General features: G+C 60.4%; 1 protein-coding gene. It reads left to right on the forward strand.

The window, feature by feature from the left end:
• Positions 1–250, forward strand: a 250-nt coding sequence (locus RVY79_RS20880) for a hypothetical protein (protein WP_317466520.1), incomplete at both ends; no start/stop codon positions are given.

Here is a 250-nt window from a genome sequence, read left to right on the forward strand (position 1 = left end):
GTGCTCTTCCGATCTAGCACAGACCAAGCTATCTTGATGGTTCAGCGGCGCGTTGCCGATCTTTGGCGCACGGTCGCAGCAGGTGTCACGGAGACGGTCAATTGGGCTGACCTGTACAAGACATTGCTGGCAGAGCTGGCTGGTTTGGTCGCCCAGGGTGAACTTCAAGACGCGGAGTTGCGGGCTCGAATTGTTGCCCTGCTCAGTGCCAGCCAGCAAGGCAAACCACCCAGCCGGGCCTCGGTGGTGC

Origin of the sequence: Chromohalobacter sp. HP20-39 (assembly GCF_033052815.1) — a bacterium.
Taxonomy (GTDB): Bacteria; Pseudomonadota; Gammaproteobacteria; order Pseudomonadales; family Halomonadaceae; genus Chromohalobacter.